Annotated in this window: 17 protein-coding genes; 8 read left to right on the top strand and 9 right to left on the bottom strand. The window is 38.5% G+C overall.

Annotation, left to right across the window (positions count from 1 at the left end):
- Positions 1–85 precede the first annotated feature (85 nt).
- The 4 genes from AWW73_RS17675 to puuE form a co-directional block, all read right to left on the bottom strand.
- Positions 86–1453 carry a nucleobase:cation symporter-2 family protein gene (locus AWW73_RS17675; protein ID WP_062850300.1) on the bottom strand — a complete coding sequence of 456 codons (1368 nt, stop codon included), beginning with the start codon at positions 1451–1453 and terminating at the stop codon, positions 86–88.
- A 24-nt stretch (positions 1454–1477) separates the two neighbouring features.
- A complete protein-coding gene (gene uraH / locus AWW73_RS17670; protein WP_062850299.1) occupies positions 1478–1801 on the bottom strand; it encodes a hydroxyisourate hydrolase in 324 nt (107 codons plus the stop codon).
- Entirely contained in the window at positions 1798–2301 is a 504-nt protein-coding gene (gene uraD, locus AWW73_RS17665) for a 2-oxo-4-hydroxy-4-carboxy-5-ureidoimidazoline decarboxylase (protein WP_062850298.1), read from the bottom strand. Before uraD ends, uraH begins: the two co-directional genes overlap by 4 nt.
- Before the next feature lie 99 nt (positions 2302–2400).
- The gene (gene puuE / locus AWW73_RS17660; RefSeq protein WP_062850297.1) at positions 2401–3366 is read right to left on the bottom strand and encodes an allantoinase PuuE; all 966 of its coding nucleotides are present in this window, start codon (positions 3364–3366) and stop codon (positions 2401–2403) included.
- Between the two features lie 252 nt (positions 3367–3618).
- Between puuE and AWW73_RS17655 the strand changes: the two genes are divergently transcribed.
- From AWW73_RS17655 to dsbD, 4 genes are all read left to right on the top strand, one after another.
- Entirely contained in the window at positions 3619–3969 is a 351-nt protein-coding gene (locus tag AWW73_RS17655; protein ID WP_004640014.1) for an HPF/RaiA family ribosome-associated protein, read from the top strand.
- Positions 3970–4122: 153 nt separating this feature from the next.
- Positions 4123–4668 carry an ankyrin repeat domain-containing protein gene (locus AWW73_RS17650; protein WP_005066773.1) on the top strand — a complete coding sequence of 182 codons (546 nt, stop codon included), beginning with the start codon at positions 4123–4125 and terminating at the stop codon, positions 4666–4668.
- A gap of 12 nt (positions 4669–4680) precedes the next feature.
- The gene (locus tag AWW73_RS17645; RefSeq protein ID WP_016143798.1) at positions 4681–5448 is read left to right on the top strand and encodes a transporter; all 768 of its coding nucleotides are present in this window, start codon (positions 4681–4683) and stop codon (positions 5446–5448) included.
- 18 nt (positions 5449–5466) lie between these two features.
- The gene (gene dsbD / locus AWW73_RS17640; protein WP_062850296.1) at positions 5467–7293 is read left to right on the top strand and encodes a protein-disulfide reductase DsbD; all 1827 of its coding nucleotides are present in this window, start codon (positions 5467–5469) and stop codon (positions 7291–7293) included.
- On the opposite strand, the gene AWW73_RS17635 is transcribed toward dsbD, so the two are convergent.
- Both AWW73_RS17635 and AWW73_RS17630 read right to left on the bottom strand, forming a co-directional pair.
- Positions 7288–8481: a GGDEF domain-containing protein gene (locus tag AWW73_RS17635; RefSeq protein ID WP_062850295.1), complete on the bottom strand. Its 1194-nt coding sequence runs from the start codon at positions 8479–8481 to the stop codon at positions 7288–7290. The genes dsbD and AWW73_RS17635 overlap by 6 nt on opposite strands.
- A gap of 180 nt (positions 8482–8661) precedes the next feature.
- On the bottom strand, positions 8662–9573 hold the full coding sequence (locus tag AWW73_RS17630) for an alpha/beta hydrolase (RefSeq protein ID WP_016143795.1): 912 nt from the start codon (positions 9571–9573) through the stop codon (positions 8662–8664).
- Between the two features lie 152 nt (positions 9574–9725).
- Between AWW73_RS17630 and AWW73_RS17625 the strand changes: the two genes are divergently transcribed.
- The gene (locus tag AWW73_RS17625) at positions 9726–10163 is read left to right on the top strand and encodes a DUF2147 domain-containing protein (protein WP_003654111.1); all 438 of its coding nucleotides are present in this window, start codon (positions 9726–9728) and stop codon (positions 10161–10163) included.
- A 38-nt stretch (positions 10164–10201) separates the two neighbouring features.
- Here AWW73_RS17625 and AWW73_RS17620 read toward each other — a convergent pair whose 3' ends face one another.
- Both AWW73_RS17620 and AWW73_RS17615 read right to left on the bottom strand, forming a co-directional pair.
- A complete protein-coding gene (locus AWW73_RS17620) occupies positions 10202–10552 on the bottom strand; it encodes an arsenate reductase (RefSeq protein ID WP_062850294.1) in 351 nt (116 codons plus the stop codon).
- Positions 10553–11004: 452 nt separating this feature from the next.
- Positions 11005–11829 carry an exodeoxyribonuclease III gene (locus AWW73_RS17615; protein ID WP_057106170.1) on the bottom strand — a complete coding sequence of 275 codons (825 nt, stop codon included), beginning with the start codon at positions 11827–11829 and terminating at the stop codon, positions 11005–11007.
- Positions 11830–11867: 38 nt separating this feature from the next.
- On the opposite strand from AWW73_RS17615, the gene pyrE reads away from it, so the two are divergent.
- The 3 genes from pyrE to AWW73_RS17600 all read left to right on the top strand — a co-directional run bounded on the left by pyrE (position 11868) and on the right by AWW73_RS17600 (position 14577).
- A complete protein-coding gene (gene pyrE / locus AWW73_RS17610) occupies positions 11868–12518 on the top strand; it encodes an orotate phosphoribosyltransferase (protein ID WP_057106169.1) in 651 nt (216 codons plus the stop codon).
- 357 nt (positions 12519–12875) lie between these two features.
- Positions 12876–13640 (top strand): helix-turn-helix domain-containing protein, encoded by a 765-nt coding sequence (locus tag AWW73_RS17605; protein WP_062850293.1) that lies wholly within the window; start codon positions 12876–12878, stop codon positions 13638–13640.
- Positions 13641–13737: 97 nt separating this feature from the next.
- Positions 13738–14577, top strand: a complete 840-nt coding sequence (locus AWW73_RS17600; protein ID WP_062850292.1) for a sterol desaturase family protein — start codon at positions 13738–13740, stop codon at positions 14575–14577.
- Positions 14578–15009: 432 nt separating this feature from the next.
- Here AWW73_RS17600 and AWW73_RS17595 read toward each other — a convergent pair whose 3' ends face one another.
- Complete coding sequence (locus tag AWW73_RS17595; RefSeq protein WP_062850291.1) at positions 15010–17196, bottom strand: TonB-dependent receptor; 2187 nt, start codon at positions 17194–17196, stop codon at positions 15010–15012.
- Positions 17197–17372 lie beyond the last annotated feature (176 nt).

Genomic DNA, 17372 nt, shown 5'->3' with positions numbered 1-17372 from the left:
TACAGGGTCTTAAGCAAAAATGAAGCCAAATTTGATCAACGGTTAAAAAAAAGCCCACCGAAGTGGGGCGCTAAACAGTAAATCTTTAATGTGTATTTCTGGTGTTTATTGTTTGGCTTAAATGCGGGGTACGCGAGCTACGAAATGAGGGTAAATGATTAAATAGCAAATTCAACAAGATAGCAAAGATACAAGTTGAACTAATGCCCGAATGGAACAAAGTTTGTACCCAAACTGGGAAATGAGCATAGAACTCATGGTTAATAATTGGGATCATCCCAGCTGATAAAGCGGTCGCGACAATAATTAAATTTTTCTGATCGTTATAATCTATTTTTGCCAAAGTGCGAATTCCACTTGCTGCAACCGAACCAAATAAGATCAAACCTGCACCACCAAGTACGGGCATTGGAATCGCTGCAATCAAACGACCCATAATGGGTAGTAGCCCTAAAATAATGAGAATTATACCGCCTGCTGCCACTACAAAGCGGCTTTTGATGCCTGTAATCGCAACCAGTCCAACATTTTGGGCAAAAGCACTTTGCATGAAAGAACCAAAGAGAGGGGCAAAAGCACTCGAAAACATATCGGCACGTACGCCATTGGCGATCCGTTTCGAATCGACCTCAGTTCCTACAATGTCTCCGACAGCAATAATATCAGCTGTGGTTTCCGTCATAATCACTAAGGTCACGATCAACATCGATAAAATTGCACTGAACTCGAAAGTTGGTAAACCAAATGCAAATAAGTGTGGGAATTGCAGCCATGCCCCTGAACTCACCTGACTAAAATCACCAAAACCCATAAAGTAGGCGAGAGTGGTACCAGCAACAATAGCCAACAAAATTGATAAGCGGCGAATACTTGCATGCGGCAGCATATTTAGAACAATCACAATGCCTAAGGTTAGTAAGGCTAAAGAGATATTTTCTACGCTACCCCAATCTGGTGCTTTGTTGTTGCCACCCATCATCCAGCGAATTGCAACAGGTAACAAAGATAGACCAATAATCGTGATGACGCATCCAGTCACAACGGGTGGGAAAAATCGAATAACTTTTGAAAAGTAAGGTGCAAGGCATAACCCAATTAGAGAGGCTGCAATGACCGCACCGTAAACAGCAGGTAAACCACCGCCTGTGGTGATAATGGCGACCATGGTGGCCACACCCGCAAAAGACACACCCTGAACTAAAGGTAATTTTGCGCCTAGATATTTGGTTCCGATGGTTTGAATCAGTGTTGCCAATCCACCTACAAATAGGGCCGCTGCAATGAGCATTCCGATTTGTGCTGAGCTTAAGCCAGCTGCCGTTCCAATAATCAAGGGCGGGGCTACAATGCCACCATACATGGTCAGCACATGCTGTAAACCGTAAGCAAAACTTTTGGAAATTCCTAAATATTCATGCTCTGGAGAAATCGCATTTTTTTGCTGATGATTCATATTTTTCTCCTATTTATATTTGAATTAGCTACCGCGATAGGTGGAATAAGCAAACGGGCTGATCAGCAATGGAATGTGGTAATGCTGACTAGCGTCTTCTATAGAAAATTGGATACAAACACGCGGGAAAAAAGTTTTGACTTGCTGCGATGAAAAATAAGGTGCAATTTCAAATTCAAGTTGATAAGCGCCTTCTGCAAAGACTGTTATTCCAAAATCACTCACTCGACCGTCTGGGTTAGTGGTTGCGGTCGCTATCAGCTCATGGGTTGCTGCATGAAACAACTTCACTTCTACATCTGCAGCTGGTTTACCTAAATTTGTATCTAAAATATGAGTGCTGATCATGCTTGTATTTCCTGAGATAGGCGTAATAGAGCAATCGCTGCGAGTTGCCCATGTACAATTGTTTTTTCAATAGCCAAGTCATTTTGTAGACGTTCATGTAGTTTTTTTAAAATTTCATCGCTACTGAGGCCTGCCGCTTTAATTAAAAAAATAAAGCCAAACTTTTGTTCATAATCAAGATTACCTTGCAGCAGAGCTTGTTGTGTTTGTTCATCTAAAGAAATGCCAGCTTGTTCTTTAGATGAAAAATCTTGCTCTTTTGCATTGAGTTGTTTTTTAGCTTGGCGTTCACCAATTTTTGGATGGGTTGCTAAAGCAGTTTCAATGTCTTGCCATGACCACATTTGACTTAAATTTTCTGCATATTCCAAAAGAGATGCTTTTGTTGAATAGGGACGATTTGAGATGATTTTTTCGGCCCATGCTGGAATGTGGACACAGTTTTTTAACAAAGTCTTGAGTTGTTCTGGTGGGGCTTGATTAAACTCGGCTAAAAACACTGTTATTCCTAAACTCGTTGTCTTGATATAGAGTTTTAGCAATAACAGTGCCAATAGCGAGTTTTGATTCGCTTATAAATTTTGAAAATTAAAAATCAATTATTTATTTATGTGATTTTTATACCAATGTTCAGCAATATCCTGACGACGACATATCCAAACACGATCGTGCATTTGAATATAGTCTAGGAATTTCTGTAATGCTTTAAAACGGCCCGGACGCCCTAAAATGCGGCAATGCATTCCAATCGACATCATTTTTGGTGCAGTTTCACCTTCTGCGTACAGCACATCAAAACTATCTTTTAAATATTGAAAAAACTGTTCTGAATTATTAAATCCACCCGGTGAACAGAACTTCATGTCGTTACATTCTAAAGTATAAGGAATAATTAAATGAGGTCGGGATGCACCCGCAGCATCGGTAAGTGTGGTCCAAAAAGGCAGGTCATCACCATAATAATCAGAGTCATATTGTATTTGTGGGAACTCTGCAAGTAACTGACGAGTATTGGGGCTGTCACGTCCGGTGTACCAACCTATCACTTTATTTTCAAAAAAGTTTTCTAAAACAGATAGGGCCTGTTCCATGTGCTGTTTTTCTAATTCAATATCGGTATCTTGATAGTGAAGCCAGCGGTAGCCATGAGACACTACATCATAATCAGCTTGCTTAATGGCTTCCACAATATAAGGATTGCGGGCAAGCGCCATTGCAACTCCAAAAATGGTCATTGGAAGCTTGCGCTTTTGGAATTCACTATGAATGCGCCAAAATCCAGCACGTGAACCATATTCGTACATAGAGTCCATCGACATGTGTTTAGCTGGGTAGCTTGCAGCGCCAATAATCTCTGATAAAAACTGTTCTGAGCCATCATCGCCGTGTTCAATATGTTTTTCGCCACCTTCTTCATAATTAAGCACAAATTGCACAGCAACCTTGGCATTATTAGGCCATTTAACCTGTGGAGGCTGTCCGTGATAACCGATTAAATCACGTGAATAAGGAGACTTCTGAATTTGCTCAATGAGCTCGGCGCCAGATAGATAAGATTCGGTCACGATTGCTCTCCTTTTGTTCAATTTTTCATAAATATTTAAAAAATCAGCTTGCATATTTTTATAGATGGACTGATATTGAAGATATGAAGATCTTCAAAATAAATTAAAAGCAGTACGTTTAAGTCAGGAGATAACAAACCATTACACCATCAAAATGTACAATTGAAGTCAGTTCATGCATGCTTAAAACATGCCAACATAAAAAAGTTTTGCATAGAAAAGATCCACAGTAAGAAAGAGAGGATGGTATTTATGAATATAGAAATCCGCACAGATAAAAACATCCATAATAGCGAACGTTTAATTACTTATGTACGTGCAGAACTTACTCAAGAATTCCAACGTCATAGCGAACGTATTACGCATTTCTCGGTTCATTTTAGTGATGAAAATGGGGACAAAAGTGGTGACAAAGATATCCACTGTATGATTGAAGCACGTCCTTCAGGTTTGAAACCAGTTGCAGTGCACCATAAAGCAGGAAATATTGATGCTTCGATTCATGGTGCGATTGAAAAATTAAAACGTAGCCTTGAACATACTTTTGAGAAAAAAGAACACCCGAGAGGTGGTCAACCAGAATTCATTGATGATGAAGTTTAGTCGAAAATGCTAAAAAGCCCTTCGGGGCTTTTTTTATATTTGATGAAAATAAAACTATTCACAACATTAGGTTTGCAATGCGATGCAATCAACCTCTAAAATCTTCAGATGAGATTAGGCATAATAGCCCTAATATATTTTTGAGAGATGGTCATGTTAACCACCCAGCAGCAAGCTTTAATTAAAGCCATAGAAGAATTAGAACTCGCGCAAGTGCAAAAATTACTTGCTGAAGGACTTGATCCGAACTTTATTGATCCGGAACAAGGACCACCTGTATCAATCATTTGTGATGGAATTTTTAAATGGTGGGAAGATGTATCAGAAGCTTATGAAGCGGGTACACCCTTATCAAAAGAAGAAAAGCAACAATCACTACAAGTCTACCTCGATATTCTCGAAGCGTTGATTCAAGCTAAAGCCAACGTACACCTTTGGGATGCAGAAGAGTTTTATGGTCCTTTATGGGATGCTGCAAGCTCGGCATGTGCGCCAGCCGTTCAACGTTTATTAAATGAAAAAGTTGATCCAAACACACGTGATGAAGAAGGGCTCACTATTTTATCTTCAATCAGTCAGTTGTTCTTTGATTGTGACTTTGATGAAATAGATTGGTCAGAAGCGCTTCAAGAAGAGCGTGAAACACTAGAGTTGTTGCGCCAACATGGGGCAAAAATGTCAAAAGAACTAACTACTTGATTGGATAATAGAATGAGAACATTTCAAATTTTAACTTTTGCTTTGACCACTGTTGCCGCAGGAAGTACTTTTGCCGCAGAGTTCTCTTTTGACCGTCCCGGTGCTGGAATGGGAACAGGGATTACTCCTGTAGGTAATTTGGCTTGGGAGCAAGGATTACCGAGTGTAACCTATACTGAGTCGACTGTTGACGGTGTTAAAGAAAAGACCGTAACTTTAAATCAGGATATGTTATTCCGTACCGGTTTAGCGCGTGACTTGGAATTACAATTAGGATGGCAAGGTCCGGCATGGACTCAAACTAAACGTGCTGGTAAAAAACATGACACGTCAGGTTTTGGTGATGTCAGCATCGGTTTAAAAAAAGCAATTGATTTAAAAGATGATAGATTGTCTATGGCTGTGTTAGCTGAAGCGATCATTGCCACTGGAAATGATGAATTTACAGCACATGACGATATTTATAGTTTAAGTTCAGCAGTAGCTTACCAATATAGTGATTTAGTGGGCACCTCAATTACCATGCGCTACGAAGTGCAAAATAGTGATTGGGCAGTGACAGCAGTACCGACGATTGACTATAAAATTGCAGGTAAGCTGTCAGGCTATTCTGAGTTCATTTACCGTAAAGCTGAAAGCCAAGATTATGAATATGGTTTAGGTACAGGTTTAGTCTACGCCGTAAATAATCGTACTCAGCTTGATGCAAGTATCGGAGTCGATTTGAACGGTCAAGACAAGAGCTACAATGGTGGCTTAGGCGTGGCGTTCTTGTTCTAATCGAAGCAATTTAAATTTATGTTAATGAAAAAGCTTATTCATCAGGGAATTCTTTATTTTCTAGCAGTTGCTGTTTGTGTATTTAGCCAGTTGGTTTCTGCGCAAGATAAGCTACTTTCACCCGAACAAGCTTTTTCATTTTCGGTTGAATCTTCTGAGCCGCATACTGCGAATTTATCTTGGCAGATTCAGCCAAATTACTATCTTTATCAGCATAAATTTTCCGTACAACAAGGTACTCAACCTTTAGCTTTAAAGTTACCTAAAGCGATTGCCCAATATGATGAAAACTATGGGCAAAGTCAGGTTTACTACCATCAAGTTAATTTCCAAATTAAGACTAAGCCTTCAGAACACTATAGTGTGACTTGGCAGGGCTGTGCCAAAGACCGTATTTGTTATCCGCCCCAAACCATTGAGTTTCAAACCGATGCTGATGGCCTAGTGGGTGTACAAAATCAAGCAGGAACAGCGCCAAAAAGATTACTGGATTTAGCAAATACACAATCAGACGCTTCCTCGGGTTCAGAATCTTTAGAAAAAGAGCAGAGTACAGAGGCAGTAGCTGATACAACTACACCTCAAATTGCGCAAGATCAGATCTGGTCAGCCAAGTTAATTGAAAACTCGCTGTGGTATGGGGTTTTATTATTTTTAGGTTTAGGCATGTTGCTCGCATTCACGCCATGTTCTTTACCAATGCTACCTATTTTGACTTCGTTGATTATTCGAGAGCATAAAGGTTTAAAAGCGTGGACCATTGCACTTACTTTTGTGTGTAGCATGGCATTGGTTTACGCAGGCTTGGGTTTAATTGCTTCTTCGGCAGGCTTAAATTTCCAACGCTGGTTACAACAGCCAGCAACTTTAATTGCTTTTAGTTTGCTGTTTATTATCTTTGCTCTGAACTTATTTGGTTTGTTTGAGCTTCGTTTACCGCAAACATGGTTAAACCGACTTGACCGTATTCAGTCAATGCAACAAGGTGGCACTTTAGTGGGTGCTGGCGTCATGGGTGTGGTTTCTGCACTCTTGGTGGGTCCTTGTATGACTGCACCTCTGGCTGGAACTTTATTATTTATTTCTCAAACGCAAAATCAGTGGCAAGGCGCTTTGCTTTTATTCTGCCTAGGTTTTGGAATGGGAATTCCGTTGTTGCTGGCAAGTATTTTAGGGGCAAAATTCTTGCCTAAAGCGGGCGACTGGATGCATCAGATTAAAGTGATTTTTGCTTTTCTGATGTTGGGGTTAAGCCTTTATTTTATTCGTCCTTTATTGCCAGATTGGGGCATGCAAGCACTTAGTCTTGTATTAGGTCTCGCTTTTATAGCCTATGCTGTTTATCAGTTTTTCTGGAAAAAAGGACAGCTACAATGGCTCTACGCGATTTTATTATTAATCGTTACACCTTTTGTAGCCTATAACCAATACCAACACATTCAAAATCGAACTTTGCAAAGTTCTAATCATATGGCCGAGTGGCATATTGCAACTACAGCAGCGGACTTTGAGAAAATTTTAGCAGCAGCGCCTACAGATCGAGCTATTGTAGTTGATGTCTATGCAGACTGGTGTGTTGCCTGCCAACCGATTGAGCATCGTATTTTAAAATCACCTGAGGTTCAGGCTGCGCTAGCACCATATTATTTAATTAAGCTTGATTTGAGTCATTATGACCAGTCACATGAAGCGCTACTCAAACAATGGAATATTTTAGGTCCACCGACCTATCTATTTTTAAGCCCAGAGCAAAAAGAGATTCGTGCTTTACGTTTAACGGGGGCTTTTAGTCAGCAAGAGCTTTTGCAACAACTTGCGAGCTTGGCAAAACTAAAAGATTCATAAGGTATTCATCGTTTCGATCTGATGAAATGTACGTACTTGATTGCGTCCAGAAGCTTTTATCGCATAGAGTGCTTGGTCTGCCTGACGAATAACTAGATAAGGGTCCTGTGCAAAAGCTGAGCTACTTACCCCAAAGCTCGCACTAATATGAATGGGGTTATTTTGAGTACTAAAAACGGTCAGTTCTTCTAAGGCGTGGCGACAGCGTTCAGCAATTTTTTCTGCTTGAATAATATCGGTGTGGGGAAGTAGTAAAATAAATTCTTCCCCGCCAAAACGTCCAATAATATCCTCACTACGCAAGTTCTCGGAAAGACATTGAGCAATTTCAATTAAAACCTGATCACCTTGGTGATGGCCGTATATATCATTAATTTTTTTAAAATGATCGATATCAAGAAGTATCACTGCATAATCAAATTGTTGTTGGTGTAGCGACTCTAAATACGTATTTAAACTACGTCTATTTAATACATTAGTTAAAGGGTCAATTTGGCTTAAACGCTGAATATAAGTTTCTCGCTGACGCCATTGGGTAAGTAATATTTCAAATAAAATAAAACAGGCCAATAAGATGGGCATAATAAAAAAAGCCATACTTCCTAACCAAAATGGGTTAGTTTGAGCACGTTGCATAGCAATCAGATTAAATAAAGGCGCATAAGGCAAAAAACCTTTCATACTTAAATACGTACACACCGTTAAAATAATCGTCGCAGGGACAAGGGCGCTATAAACGATTTTACGGTCAAATAACACCAGACCGACTCCAATCGTGCCTACATAGCCGACCATAGTGGCTGGACTAATGCTGCCAATTAAATACCCATCATGACATAGCATGAGTGTAAAGAACTGCACACTAATGAAAGGAATAACTCTCTGAGCCCATTCATCATTTTTGTAGCGATAACAGGGAATAATTAAAATGATTAATAAAAATAAGGTAAATAAATTGAGCCAGATTTGTGATTCAACTAAAGGCAGATTCGCCCATTGCCAGACACTGGGTGTAATTAAAATATAGCCTTTCCATAAAATCCAACTGAAATTCATCGCACAGGCAAGTGTGAGCATCAGTGCACTTTTTTGTAATGGTGTCCAGTTGATGATGTGATTATTGTGGATGAAATCGATTATCACCTGTTTTGTTCTATGAATGGGATGAGTGATTAAACGATTTTTCATAGTAAGTAAGGGCTCCTAAATATAGATGCCTCTTTGTTAGACCATCCTAAAATTGGATTGTTTAAATAATTTATATTTTAAACATACCATGATTTTCATTTTATAGATGATGACTTTTTATAAAGAAAATGATGCGAAAAGTTTTGTTCACTCTCCACATCATTTATAGATATAGATAAATTAAGTTTTATCGAGTTCGTGGGCAAATTCAGCAATATCTGCCAATGCTTGTTTTGCCTCATCAAACCATGCATTAAACATCTGGAAGTTATGCCACATGCCTGTATAAAGTTTGAATTGAACTTTAACGCCAGCATCTTCAGCTTTTTCTCTAAAACGTTTGGCATCGTCTAATAAGATTTCTTTCGACCCCACTTGAACCAAAGTGGGCGGTAGGCCATGCAAGTCATCGAAAATAGGCGAAACGCGTGGATCATCAGCTGCAATATGATTGCCTATATAGTATTGCGTACCTGTTTGTAGGGCTTCAATAGACAATAACGCATCATGTTTTTTATTAAATCTGAGAGACTCACTCGTGAGTGTTAAATCCAAAAATGGAGACAATAAAATCAGACCACTTGGCATGAGCTCCGGTTGTTCTTTTAAACGTAAGCAAAGTGCTAGTGCTAAATTTGCCCCGCATGAATCACCCGATAAAATAATATCTTTCGGCTGAATGCCTTGTACCACTAAAGATTGATAGATGTCATATAGAGCTTCAGTTGCCTCAGGATAAGGATGCTCTGGTGCAAGTGGATAGTCCACATGAATAACTTGCATTTGGGTGCGAGCAGCCAAATCTGTCATAAAAGCATGATGTGTTTTGACGCTGCCAAGGAAAAAAGCACCGCCATGAATGTGAAAAATCAGCTGAGTCGCAGAATCTTGCGGTTTGATTTCTTCACCTTTAATGCCTGCCAACCGAATTGGGCGCACAGAAACATTTTTTTGTCGTGGAAAAGCACGACACATCTGATCTAGAACGGGACGTAAGGCAGTAGCCGGCAAATTTAGCTGGCTTGGCTTGCGAATTGTTGTTTTAAGAAAAGTTTCTGTAAAATAATATTTCCAAACATTTGGTATATTCATAGAGCATCCATTTTTATGCTAGTTTCTTGTTTTCTTGTAAATTTTATTTTGCAAGATTACAAGGTTACACGAAACAGTCACATTCAAAAATTGCAATATCTTTGCGACTTCTGAATACTAAAAATCTTGAAAGACCCAAGGATATTACAAAAATGAAAAAGATTGCTTTAGCTCTAGGACTCATTGGTATGGCTGCATTTGCCAATGCGGCTGATACACTCAATGGAACGGTATGGAAAACGATTGATGATCAGACCAACAAGCCAAAAGCCGTAGTGAAATTTACGGAACAGAAGGACGGAACCTTAACTGCAACCATTCAAAACATTTTGACACCGGGCGAAGAAAACGCTTGTACAAAATGTGAAGGTCCATATAAAAACAAACCACTTAAAGGTGTCACCATTGTACATAATTTAAAAAATGTAGGTGGTAACAGTTATGAAAACGGTACGATTTTAGACCCAAAATCAGGTAAAACTTACAAACTGAAAGGTGAGTTAACCGATGGCGGTAAAAAGCTTAAATTACGTGGTTATATTGGCGTTTCTGCACTTGGTCGTAACCAAACATGGATTCGCGCGAACTAAAAGTTTTAATAAAAAAACGAGCCAAATGGCTCGTTTTTTTACGCTTGAATATTTTGATAAGCGGTTTCATCAAAACCTACAATAAAGCCTTGAGAAGTTTTTAACACGGGTCTTTTAATCAAACTTGGTTGAGCAATGAGTGCTTCAATGAGGCTTTCTTCACTGCTTAGAGCACGATTTTGTTCTTCCTCTGAAAGCTTGCGCCAAGTCGTCCCTTTTTTGTTGAGAACAGTATCTTGTCCAATTTCTTTTAACCAGATCTTTAAGGTATCTGCATCAATACCTTGTTTTTTATAATCATGAAAATCGTAGCTCAGCCCTTTAGTCTGTAAGGCATCAAATGCTTTTTTCATTGAGTTACAGTTTTTAATTCCATAAATTTTTAACATTTTATCGGACCATGTCAAAAAGAGAGAGCACACAGCCTAACCCAAAATGCTTTCAAGCACTACTTTATACCGATACTTTTAAAACAAATGAAAATTAATGATTAATCAAAAGTGAGGTGTCATGTTATTGTCATAAGACAAGGCGATAATGAGCTTAATAAGAAGAAGTTAAAACTAAAAAACTTAGCGCAAAATAAGAGACTAAAAAAGAGAAAACCCGCATTTAATCATCCTGATCATGCGGGTCTCATTTCAACGTCCAATGTCACATCCTTGCAAATAAACTTATCATAAGTTTATTTTATCTTCCTACGGCGTCCTATCCTTTTGCGTCATCCTGACTGCTTCCCTGTGCCGTGGGGCTATAATGCCGTTAAAGCTGTGTAAGAAAAATACTCAAAAACGACATGTGCTGTAAGCGAAAACGACAATGTAAGTGAACAAGTGTTCACTTACTCTTGAATTTTATAGTCAATAATGACAGGTGCATGGTCACTAAACCATTGATCTTTAAAGACCCATGCGTTGATTACACGTGTTTTCCAGTCTGGTGAACACGCTTGATAGTCAATACGCCACCCTACATTTTTTGCACGGGCTTGACCGCGATTTGACCACCATGAATAAAGTTCTGCTTCTGCGCGAACTACACGGAAGGTATCGACATAGCCAAGTTCATCATAAATATGGTCAAGCCATGCACGTTCATGTGGTAAACAACCAGATGATTTCTGGTTACCTGACCAGTTTTTGATATCTATTCGTTTATGAACAATGTTGTAGTCACCACAAATGATGACTGACTTATTCTCATCACGCCATTGTTTCAAGATTTTTGCGTATTCACCTAAAAATAAATCTTTACGTGCTTGCGCTTCTTCACCACTTGAGCCCGAAGGTAAGTATAATGACGCAATATGTACCGGATGTGACAAACCTAAATCGAATTCCGCAGAAATAAAGCGGCCTTGACTGTCTGCTAGCTCAAACCCTAAACCATCTTTAACAGAAACGAAGGGTAGGCGGCTATATATCGCAGTCCCCGCGTAACCTGCACGCTCTGCTGGAAAGAGATGGGTATGCCATCCTTCGGGTCTAAATTTTTCAGTCCATTGTTCATGGGTAATGCGGCTTTCCTGCATGCATACGACATCGGCATCTGATTGTTCTAACCATTCAAGTAAGCCTTTCGTTACTGAAGAACGTAAGCCATTTACGTTAATGGAAACGACTCGAAGAATTTTTACATCACTTGGATACTGATCCTTTGGTATCATGCGAAAATTTAACCTCAATTGTGAATTTGGAGCACCTCATGACAACGCCTGTGTCATTTCACCCGCAAGCATTTATCGAACTCGCATTATCACGCGGTGTGCTTAAATTTGGTGAGTTTACTTTAAAATCTGGACGCGTGAGTCCTTATTTTTTTAATGCAGGCCTACTCAACGATGGTGAAGCTTTATCTCTTTTAGCACAAGGCTATGCCGATAAATTAACACAATGTGAAAATGTTGATGTGATTTTTGGACCAGCTTACAAAGGTATTCCGTTTGTAGCAGCGACTGCTGTTGCTTTGTCGCAAACACATAACAAGAGCGTGCCATGGGGCTTTAACCGTAAAGAAGCAAAAGATCATGGTGAAGGCGGTGTATTAGTTGGTGCTGCGGTTGAAGGTAAAAAAGTCTGGATTATTGATGACGTAATTACCGCAGGTACTGCTATTCGTGAAGTCGTAACGATTTTGAAAAATGCTGGTGCAACTATCGCTGGTGTATTAGTTGCGCTAGATCGTCAAGAACGTGGTCAAGGTGAGCTTTCTGCAATTCAAGAAGTTCAAAAAGAGTTAGAAATTCCTGTACACGCACTCATTACCATGAAAGATTTAATGGATTATTTGGAAGCCAAAGGTGAAAGTGAAGCTTTGGCGAAAATGGAAGCCTACCGTATGAAATACGGCATCTAAGTCTATATTGAATTGAAAAAAGGAAGCGATGGCTTCCTTTTTCATTTATCAGAGGATTAAATTGTTGAGTAGATCTCATTAAATTTGTAAAAAATGGGTTGAATCATAGTCGTGGAACGTGAAAAAGCCCAATGAGTGTGACTGGGTTTAAGTAAGTGAAATAAGAAATTGATTTAAAAAGAATTTCGTATGACTGCATTATGTTAACTCTAGAATTTCTTAAATTAAAAGAAATCAAGTTTTTATTTTTGAGGACTTTTAAATTTTATATGTTTCATCTCAATACTAATGTAACTGAATTATTTAAATATCTTTATAAAGCATTCAATTTTAGCGTTAATCTTGTAAAATATAAACATGAGAAAAAAAGAGCAGTCATCACATTGGCAAGGTCAGATGGCTATTGGTTTGGGTTACGGTTATTTTTGTGGACAAGCAGGAGATAACAGACCACATCGACATCTTGCGCATCAGATCACTTTTCCCCTCGATTCACTACAATCTATGCAGATTATTGGATACGAGCAGTTATATACGGGTAGGGGTTTTTTCATTCCAGCAAATACTGTGCATCAGTTACAGAAAGGCAAGTATTGCTCGATTTATTTGGATGGAACTTATTATTTAGGGCAGGCTATACATCAATTTTTTGCCTCAACTTCTCAGATACAAATACTGCCAACAACGCTTCTGGAGCAATTGCGGCTTTATTTTTTGCATACTAATATTACCAAAGCCTTTGCTCAATTACAGTGCTATTTTGATTGTATGGTAGCTAGTGAACGTGCTCAATTAATGAATGACTATATCTATCAACATCTATTATATAATTATGTTCCTTCACGTCAGGAGCTGGCAGCGTTACATCACTTATCTGAAAGTCGTCTAGCACACTGGTTCAATTCCCATTTTGGTATTTCATTACGTAGTTATCGCAAGTGGTTACGCTTGATTATTGCACTTAAAAATCTACATGAAGAAAATAATTTAACTGCAGCAGCGTATCAGAGTGGCTTTACCGATCAAGCACATTTTTCTAGAACCTGTATGCAAATGTTTGGCATACAACCTTCGGCTATCAAAAACATTCAAAACAAGATGATCTTGTTGCCTGAATCTTAAGTAAGTTCACTTTTTAAATAAAATATAGCCGTTTTATTCAATTTAAACATCAAACAATCCTGCATGGTAGTGATCAATCTAAATAGAGGACATCATCATGCTAAAGTATAGTCATTTTTTAATACGTTATTTGAGTTATCCGATTTTATCTGTTACGACCTTAGCAATAGTATTATTGATGGCTTATCAAAAAATACCCTATTGGCCATCCGCACTAGTATGCATTGTATCCATTAGCGCTATGGTTGCAATGTTAGAGCGCTTTTTGCCATATCAGCAAAAATGGTTACATGATCAAGAGGATACATTCACTGACATTTTTCATGCGATTTTTAATGTAGCACTTATTCTAATAACCGCAACAATTTTACAATTTATCCTGAAGTTCGAGTTTTTTTCTAAATTATGGCCTATTCAATGGCCAATATGGGTACAATTTTTACTGGTGGGAATAATTATCGATTTTGGTTTATGGTATATGCATAAACTGAGTCATCGTCGGCGCTGGTTGTGGAAATTACATGCCATTCATCATCAACCTAAACGCTTATATTGGTTAAATGGTGAAAAACGTCATCCATTTAGTGCGATTGCACTAGCAACACCTAGTTTATTGGTGTTAACGATATTAGGGGCACCAACCTTGCTGATAGGTTGTTGGCTAACCTTTACTGCGGTACATTTAAGTTTTCAACACGCCAACTTAGACTATCGGGCAGGGCCATTAAAACATGTATTTGCTGTTGCTGAAGTACATCGTTGGCACCATAAACAGGGCTTTGGCAGTAAAAATTTTGCCGAGGTTTTTGTGATTTGGGATCATATTTTTGGCACTTTTCACTACGAAGAAAAAGCAGTTTCTGCAGATAGTTTGGGCATTCGTACCCCTATATCGAATCGATATTTCAAGCAGTTGTTGTGGCCATTTAAAAAATAGCTCTAATCATAGTTCTTGGACTATGAAATGGTCTAATTAAATCATCAATAACTTTAGAATTATCAGGTATTGATGATTTAAATTTTAATGTATAGAAGTTGAAGTAACTAAACGACAAACTGAAGGGTTGGTGAGAAATCACAGCAAATGCCAATTGGTATATGACTTTTAATTTTAAAAAGTACAGTGCTGATCTATCTAGAGTTTAGCCTTATTTAATAGTTCATTTAACATAATCGTGAATCTACGAAATCTTTCTCATCACACTTTTTACACTCTAGCATCATGCCTAATTTCTCTTTGCATCCTTGTTCAGTCATCCCAAAGGCGAAAAAGAAGCGTTAGCAAATATGCAAGCTTATCGCGAGAAATATGGTATTTAAAAATAAAAAAGCATACCCCTAAATAGGGGTATGCTTTTTTAATATTTACTTAAAACTGATAATTCAAACGCAATAATACATTACGTGGAGTGCCTGGCATGCTGTCTGAGCGCCAGTACTCTTTATTGGTAAGGTTATTTACCGCAAGTGTGACATTCCATGGATCTGCACTATAACCAATCGCTGCATCAACACGGTTAAAGCCTTCCATTTTTACTTGATTATTAATATTTGGATAATACGAACCTACATAGGTTACCCCCACCTCTGTATACCACTGCTCGGTTGGTAAATAACGAACAAATAAATTACCCGTATTTTTAGATGTGTTGGCTAAATAGTTGCCTTCTTGTTCAGGCTTTTGTTTGTCTTCTTTTACCTTAGCATCTGTGTAGCCATAACCACCGCGAACAAAGACATTATCAAGTACACGACCAATAAAGCTAAATTCGAGACCACGTGATTGATGCTGTCCCGCAGTTGCCCATACCTCTGGTTGTTCATCAGGTTTTGGTTTATAGAGGATATTATTTTTACGAATATCAAAGACGGAAAATTGAGTATTTAAACGATTATCTAACCATTCGCTTTTTACCCCAACTTCATATTGCTCGTTATATTGAGGCTCTTTATCCATTTTTGTGACATCGGTGCTTCCAGTAACTTGGTTAACACCCATTTGTCCACCAAACGGTGCAAAGCTCTTAGAGTAAGACGTATAAAAGCTATGTTCAGGAAGCGGTTGCCATACCAAACCAACATTTGGGCTAAAGCTGCCATCTTTTACATTACGGTGTTCTTTAGTCAGCTTGTTGGTGGTTGAAAAGTCAAAGTAATCGTAGCGCACACCCATCATGAGTTTAAGTTGGTCATTTAGACCAATTAAATCTTGAATAAATACGCCGTAAGTTGTGCCTTCATTATAGTTATGCTGTCTCATCTTTAATGGGCCATTGCCACGGCTATATTCACGTTCGCCTGTGAATGGATTAACGTAGCCGTAAATAGAACCATTCTGAGCTTCATTTGCTAAGCGTGGTTCTCGTTGTTCATAAGTCCAGTCTGTACCCATCATGATTTGATGTTCAAGCGAACCTGTTTTGAACTTGCCCTTAATATCAAATGTATTGGTGGTGGTTTTATTGCTGGTTTGTTGCCAGTAGTAAATTTGATTGATGTAGCCTTTTTTAGTGTTGCATTCTTTACCTTTTAGGTCGTTTCCATCTAACCCACAATAAGTTCCAAAGTAAAAGTGATCAAAGTTCTGTTCTGCTTGTCGATAACTTGCTGCCCAGTGGAAGTTCCAATCAGGCGCATATTGATAATTCACATCAGTACGCACAACTTGCAAAATATCATCAACATAGTCGCCGTCTTGCGCAAATCCCATTTTAATTGAAGTTCCCGCAGGCAAGTTTTCATATGCTGGACCACGATCAGGTACACGACCTAATTTGTCATACGTATATTGTGTGGTCCAAGTAAGCGTTCCATCATCATTTTTATAAGTAAAACTTGGTGAAAACATTTCAATCTTATTTTCAATGCCAGAGCGGAAGCTGCCTGACTCGCCATATTCTCCAGTTAAACGTATTGCTAGATTGTCATTAAGTACTTGGTTGATGTCAGCCGTTGTTCCGTAGTTATCATATGAACCAGCATACGCACCAACTGAACTTTTAGAGTCAAAATTGGCGAACTTACTCACCATATTCACAACCCCGCCGCCAGCACTACGGCCATATAAAACAGAGGCGGGGCCTTTTAAAATTTCAATACGTTCGATATTTGCTGTACTACGACGTACTTGTCCGCTTTCACGTATGCCATCGCGGTAAATATCACCTGTATCAGCACCAAAACCACGAATCGTGATCCCATCACCGCGCATATCGTAACTGGTTGATACGCCAGGGGTGCCTTGCAACATCACGCTTAAATCATTCGATCCATAAATTTTATATTTCTGAACATCAATGGTATCAACGGTTTGAGGGATATCTTTTTTGTCTAAACCATTACGTGTGACATTGGCTTTGTCATAGTCGATATAACTTTTAATCGGGTCGAGTTCACTCATGGCCTCAATTTTTATGGTGGGCATGGTAGCGGCGACTTTTGATGAGTCAGTCACATCTTCTGCATAGGCACCTTGAATATGCAAGATCATTAAACTGAGTAAGCTCAGTGGAAAAAGACGCTTCATTTGGGGAGATGGTGTAGAAATACTTAACATAAAAATAAAGTCAATTAACAAAAATAAAAGTATAAATGATAATTATAATCATTTAATTGTTTAGAATAAAAGAAATATTACCTTAAAAAATGACATATTTATTTTTTAATAACTGATTTTTGGTAAGTTAATTAGAAAATTAAACAAATTCTATGAGTTGACTCATTAGTTTTTCT

This window comes from Acinetobacter lactucae, assembly GCF_001605885.1.
Classification (GTDB): Bacteria; Pseudomonadota; Gammaproteobacteria; order Pseudomonadales; family Moraxellaceae; genus Acinetobacter; species Acinetobacter lactucae.
The sequence above is the reverse complement of the archived record's forward strand: the minus strand, read 5'-3'. Positions and strand labels throughout refer to the sequence as shown.